Origin of the sequence: Halobacteriovorax sp., assembly GCF_041587335.1 — a bacterium.
Classification (GTDB): domain Bacteria; phylum Bdellovibrionota; class Bacteriovoracia; order Bacteriovoracales; family Bacteriovoracaceae; genus Halobacteriovorax.
In genome coordinates this window covers 1-6,670 of the sequence record NZ_JBFGYP010000147.1, presented here as the reverse complement: position 1 = coordinate 6,670, position 6,670 = coordinate 1, and the positions used below count along the sequence as shown (strand labels likewise).

Below are 6,670 nucleotides of genomic sequence, written 5' to 3'. Positions count from 1 at the left end.
TTATAGAATTCTCTTCAAGTCTATTCCTTCTGATAGGCCAATTTATGGACTGCAGTCTACAGGTATTGATGGCGTATCTGCACTATGTAAAAGCTTTGATGATATGATCTATGAATACTTCCTTGAGATTATGAGTTTATCTCTAAATAGTCCTCTTACCTTTATTGGAGGATCTATGGGAGGACTAGTTGCTTATGAAGTTGCTAACTTCTTAAGACAACAGGGAGAAGATATAGAAAAGCTCATTATGCTTGATACTTTTGGGCCAAATTATACAAAGAAAGGATCTACTAGAAAGAAGATTACTTGTTCTAAAATATTAGAAAAACTTCGATGTAAGTTTAATCACTACTTTAATAAAGCTTCTCTTTCATTTTATAAACTGCTTGGAAGATCTATTCCTCATGATTTAAGGTTTTACTTCGTAGAGCTAAATAATTTTAAACTTATGAGAAATCATAAGGTATCTAAATATGATGATCATTTAATTATGATTAGAGGCCGAAAAACTATCTCTGGAAGAAGTGCAGATCCAAATCTTGGATGGGATGGAATGGTTGGAAGTATTGAAGTTCATTATACAGAATCTACTCATGATGAAATTGTAGAGTCCAAAGATGCAAGATCAGTGTTAAAAGAGATACTTAGTAAGTAGTCGTCTTTGTATTTATTCCTACTAGCTCTTTTAAGACAACTAGAAAGTGAGTAATACCGCATAAGTCGGCTTCAAACTCAATATCTGTTTTCTCATCGCTATCTAAAAAACGTGGATAAGCTAGAGGATCTGTGTTTCGACTCACAAGAGCGGGGTCACAAGTCGTAGCTGTTTTTAATCCGAGTTCCTTTAGGGTAGATAAGTGCTTTGGACTCCAGATTCCTGATGGATAGCAAAAATGATCTAATTCTACTCCAAGAAGATCCTTTAAGTACTCTCTGTTCTCTAAAACTTCTTTTTCACATTGCTCTCTTTCTATAGGGAGTCTATGCCTATGTGTATGGAGCTGAATATCAACACCTTTATTATATGCTTCTACAATATTCTTATTGGTATCAAGTTTCATGAATTTATTTTCCAAATTTTTAGAAAGCTCTACATCAAATGTTAATCTGATCTTTTCTAATAATTCTTGTCTCTCGTTCTCTTTTAACTTTGTTTCTCCGTATTTTATAATCTCCCACATCTTATGATTTTTAACAGGAAGGTCTAATGTCTTTACTAATTCTCTTGTTGGTTTCTTTTTCCAGAAGAAATATCTTACTGCTAGTCTAAAAATAGGGTTTTGATACTTTTGATAGTAGCTTGTAATGTAAATAGTACTATCATATGAATACTCTTCTAGAACTGGGAGAGCTAATTCAAAAGTACTGATAAAGCCATCATCAAATGTAAGGACAGCACTTGGCTTATCTATTTCACCTCTTATATTCTTTTCATGGGCATCATTTAGTTTAAGTATGCTGATATTATATTTTTTTAATATCTTCATTCGTCTCTCAAAGGTGTCTTGAGCGATGAATAAGCTCGGTATAAAAAGGTGTTCATCCTCATAGGAAAGGCCATGATAGCAAAATATTCTTAGCTTTTTACGTGTTAAGAATAGTGTTAGATTAAATACACCAACAAGTTTTAAAATTTTAAAAATAAATATTTTAATTTTGCGCATTAATTTCAGCCTTTATTTTACGTATAGGAACTATTATATATGATGAATCATTTTTTTTCTTTTAGTATTTTCTTCCTAAGTTTACTTCTCTCAAGCCATTCTTATTCTATATCTGACAGTTTTACTCATAAGAAATGGTCAGCATGGGGAAATGGAATCCATATATATGATCAGTATGTTGGTCACAAAGAAAAAGGTTCACTTCATCTATCTGTCTCTACAAATCAAAAATCGACCTTCTATAAAAAGTTCACTAATCTCAGTCGTAACGAATATACAATTTCCTTTTGGATAAAAGGCTCTAGAGTTCAAGAGGGGAAGTGGAATAGGTCGTTTTGGACTTTTTATGATGGTGGTTACGGTGAGAAGAGTTGTTTTGAAGATATTCAAGGCTCATTTGGTTGGAGTCTTGTAAAATGTCCAGTCAAAGTTAAGAATGGTGAACTATCTTTTTGGTTTCGATTACAGTCAACTGGTAGCGTGTGGATAGATGATTTTATTATTAATTCCTATAAGTCAAAAGATACCTCTTATTCCTTAAACTACATAGACCCTAGCCCTTTTAAGTATTTTGAAAATAAAAGATGTCTACAGAAGTCACTAGACGAAGTTAGAGATATTTACCCTCGAGGTGAAGACTATTCTCCATTTAACTCTTTTTTAAATGTGGCCGGTCAAAAAGCTGCTCATCTCGAAAAGACTAAATTCTATAATTTAGATATTGCAGCTCTAAGTGATATTCGTTGGTCTAATTATGACTTTATCGAACTTGTAATCAACCTTCAAGATAGAAGTATGTCTGAAGTTCAAATGGCCATTGAAGATATTGAAAGTAATGATTATTGGAGTAAATTAAATTTTAAATCAACCTTAGTCCAAGGTGATAATACAATTCTATTTCCTCTCAAAAGGGCCGTTGGGGAACGTGGCTCTACAAAAGATGGAAGAAAAATAGATTATGAAGCCCTGACTAAAATTTGGATATCAATTGACCCTGATGGACGTTTTCCTAATTCTGATTTGATTTCTTTAAAGAGAGTCTCGTTGAAGAAGGGAAAACATGTGCAGACATTCAAAGGACTTAGGCTTTTTGATTTTGTAGAGAAATCTGATGATGCTTATGATTGCTTCAATCCAGTAACTCCTTTCCATGTTCTTACTGCTGAAGATGAGTTTGGATTTTCAAAGAAAGTCGATAAGAGTCATGACTCAATATATTCGGATAAATTAAATAGAGATACTCTGTTAGTTAATGAGAATGAATTCAATGTTCGCTTACCAAATGGGAAGTATAAAGTTTTACTGAATTGGAATATGTTAGGTTATTGGGATGTTCCATTTTGGCACAATCGAACTTTATCTATCCAGGGGGAAGTTGTAAAGATGGAGTCGAGGTCAAGCGTCGATGAATATTTAAAAGACTTTCTTAGATTTGAAAATATTGAACCTTCGCATGGTGATCACCCATGGGATCTTTATTTATCAGATGTTTTTAAGCCACTTGAATATGAAGCGGAAGTGAAAAACAACCAACTAAAGCTAGGGTTCTCTGGTGATGAGTCTGGTATTGCTCTAAATTGGATGGCCATTTACCCTGTTATTGAAAAAAAGAAGGGAGAAGAGTTTATAGAGCAATTAAATATACAACTAAGAGACGACTTTAAACTTATTGGTCGATATTCTCCTGGTGTAGTTAAGGAAGTTCAAGAGACTCATGTATCATTTCTTGATGATTTATCTAGAGTAACTCCTTTAGGTTCTTATCGCGTAGCTAGGAAAAAAATTAATAAATCTACATTAAGAGGATTAAAGAACGTATTTAACTTTGTTGCCTTTAGTAACAATGAGGAATCACTGGAGCTTAGTATTGAATCAAAACAGAATAAGTGTTTTTCATATGAGTGGAATAGAGGTCAATATCAATTCATCTCTCAAGATCGTAATCATGAAACATATATAATAGGTACAAAGCAGTTAAGAAAATTAAATACTAAAAGTATAATACCTACAAAAATAAACAATCAGCTTCTTTTGAATCTTACAGTCTTAGAGAGTTGTAAGCAAAGTAAAGTAAGCTTAACTGCTAAAATAAAACTTGGAGCTAAGACATTCTCTTTCCCAATTAGTGTCAATATCTTAAAAGGGTCGTTGTATGATTTAGACATGCCCGTAGGATTCCTTGGATTCAATCCATTATCCTATAAGTACTATCTTACTGACTATAACTCGAGTGATGTACATAAAAGTATAAAAGATTGGTCGTTCAAGTACTTAGAAAGAATTACTAATGATGGTTTTACAACATTCAGCACTGCTAATGATCCTACAGACCCCCTTTTCAATAATATTATGAACTCTGCAAAATCAAGTAATAAGATAAAAGCTGTATTTTCATATGGCTCTGATAAAGACCTTACAGACTATCTACTTAAGTCTAATTCTGTAGAGTTAAACCTCTTTAAAAAGAAATTGAAGCAATGGCCAAAGTTCGTTCATACTTTTTCTGATGAGGCCGGTGGCTACTCTGATCGTATGGATGAAGATATTTCCCTTGGTACAAAAATAAGAAAGAAAGCTCCCTTCTTACTTTTAGGAGGATTTTCTTCAATGGATAAGTCTCATAGAAGAATTAATAAAATCTTTGATGAAGGCTCATATTCTAATCTGAATAGTAAAGAGCTTCGTAATATAAAGAAGTGGGGGATATATAATCCAGCAAGTCTCCCTCTAGATAATCCTCAATTTGCTTTTGGTGCAGGATTATATATCTTAAAATCTAAAGGTCTATCTCACTTACTAGGGTGGCACTTGAGTGCGAACCAGAACTATCCTTACTATGACTTAGATGGTCGTGAGAATGATGCAATGATGTTGTATCCGACGTCTTCAGGAGAACTCCTATCTACGATTAAATATGAGCAAGCAATTCAAGGAGTCATTGATTACAAACTTTTAAACTTTTTAGAGGTAAAGGCAAAGTCCTTGGGAAACAAGGGAAGAAAAGCTTTGTCTTGGCTTAAAACTATTCGTAGTAAAAATATCCTCGACAGAAATAAAGGATATATTAAAAATAATTCCCCTAAATTTCTTTCTAGCGAAGAAATAAGAGCGAAAGTTTTTTACTTTCTTAAGAAGTTATAGTAAATACCTCTTTTCTCAATCTCTGCTTTAGTCAGCACTATGTAACTTTTATTCTATCATGAAAAAGTTACTGCATTAGCATTATGCTGGTGCTAGATTTCGGCTAAATTGATCATTGAGATTGGGGGGAGTTGATGTCTGCAACTGAATTTTTTAGCTTAACAAATTTTAATATTACAGGATATTTCTATACGAATACTCCTTTATTTAATGCCGTGAAAGTTGAAGATAGATGTAGTGGAGCTATCTCTAGAGTACTCGCTCTTATAATGCTTATTATTTTTTCACCTCTATTATTAACTGTTGCTGCAGTCATAAAACTTAGCTCAAACGGCTCTGTATTCTACAAGCAGGTTAGAGTTGGTAAAGATGGAAAAGAATTTGAAATCATTAAGTTTAGAACTATGTTCACTGATGCTGAAGCTAAGACTGGTGCAGTTCTCGCCACTAAAGACGATGTTCGTGTAACTAAAGTTGGCAAGCTATTAAGAAAATCTCACATTGATGAACTTCCTCAATTACTGAACGTACTTCGTGGGGAAATGGTTTTTATTGGGCCACGCCCAGAGAGACCAGTATTTGTTAATGACTATGACGAAAGTATTCCAAATTATACAAAGAGAAAGTTAGTGAAGCCGGGAATCACTGGATTTGCTCAGATCTGCTTACCATATGATGCAGTAGCTAAAGAGAAAATTGTTTACGATAGCTTCTATATTGATAATAAAGAATCTCTTCTTTTCAATGTTATGATTTGTTATTACACAGTTAAAAAGATGGTATTTTTTAAATCTTTTGCTGAGCTTTCAGCTTAACTAGACTCAAAATACTTATATGAAAACATGGCCTGCTAATATGCAGGCTTTTTTTTTTGTAAAAAATGAGTGTTCAGTTCCTAGTTTATAGATCAACTTAAAGCTTAGCCTTTCTAAACTTTAAGTGTGTGAACATTCTCTCTAGTGTATGGCCTGTAATACGAAACTTAGCTTTCTACTACAGACTGTAGAGAGTGTTTAAAATAAGTTCTTTCTATAGGTTATCAAGCTCAATAGTGTATGCGACACCTATCTTAGCAAACATTAATGCATGAACAGCATTGTTGTTTGATTTGTCAAAGGTGTCTTCTGCGGTGTGTTCGTGAGGGTTTTGTTCACTTGGAATAGCATCTACAGGAAAACTTGCATGATAGCTTTCGTAGTTCCAGGCAGCATGATCAGAGCAGCCATATCCACATGGTACATAACCCCAGTTTACTTTAAGGTACTCATCTATGATCATGGCCAGAAAGTTATTTTGCTTTTTAGATGTATTGTCATCAATGAGGGCCATATCATAAGTTGTCCCTTTGTAGTTCACACCATCGATTTGTAAAACACCATCTACTTCTATATCTTTCTTTGCATATTCTCTTGCTATTTCATAAGAGCCTAGGATTCCAACCTCTTCTGCAGCGTAGGCAATGAATTGAACAGTCTTAGTGGGCTTAAAGTTTGTTTTCATCAATACCCGAAGTATTTCATTTAAAACGCCAATACCTGCTGCATTATCATTCGCCCCTGGAGCATGAGAGTGTACGCCTTCATCATCTGTATTGATTGAGTCAGCATGGCCTCCGACAATGATTCTTTTATCACTCTTTCCTTTTATCGTTAATATTACTGATGGTTGAGGAGACTCTTTATGTTTGTAATATTCTATATTTACATCACTTCTATGTGCTGTTAATTCCTTCCAGTTACTATAGATCCACTGCATAGTCTCAAGGCCTTCTTTACTGGCATGATATCTTGTGTGGTAGGAAGTTAAATGAATAATATCTTTTGATATATTTGGCTCACTAAGAAGATCCATTGCAACTTTAACTT

Annotated in this window: 5 protein-coding genes; 3 read left to right on the top strand and 2 right to left on the bottom strand. The window is 33.8% G+C overall.

Going from position 1 to position 6,670, the window contains the following annotated elements; all coding sequences use genetic code 11:
- Positions 1-655 (top strand): thioesterase domain-containing protein (locus ABX784_RS14680; protein WP_372655814.1); only part of this gene is annotated, 655 nt, incomplete at its 5' end.
- Here ABX784_RS14680 and ABX784_RS14675 read toward each other — a convergent pair.
- Complete coding sequence (locus ABX784_RS14675; protein ID WP_372655813.1) at positions 645-1,487, bottom strand: polysaccharide deacetylase family protein; 843 nt, start codon at positions 1,485-1,487, stop codon at positions 645-647. The two genes, ABX784_RS14680 and ABX784_RS14675, sit on opposite strands and share 11 nt — an antisense overlap.
- A 216-nt stretch (positions 1,488-1,703) precedes the next feature.
- Here ABX784_RS14675 and ABX784_RS14670 point away from each other — a divergent pair, with 216 nt between their 5' ends.
- Both ABX784_RS14670 and ABX784_RS14665 read left to right on the top strand, forming a co-directional pair.
- Positions 1,704-4,805, top strand: a complete 3,102-nt coding sequence (locus ABX784_RS14670; protein WP_372655812.1) for a hypothetical protein — start codon at positions 1,704-1,706, stop codon at positions 4,803-4,805.
- A gap of 134 nt (positions 4,806-4,939) precedes the next feature.
- Positions 4,940-5,620 (top strand): sugar transferase, encoded by a 681-nt coding sequence (locus ABX784_RS14665; RefSeq protein ID WP_372655811.1) that lies wholly within the window; start codon positions 4,940-4,942, stop codon positions 5,618-5,620.
- A 214-nt stretch (positions 5,621-5,834) separates the two neighbouring features.
- Here ABX784_RS14665 and ABX784_RS14660 read toward each other — a convergent pair.
- The coding region (locus tag ABX784_RS14660; RefSeq protein ID WP_372655810.1) for a M20/M25/M40 family metallo-hydrolase at positions 5,835-6,670 on the bottom strand (836 nt) is incomplete at its 5' end.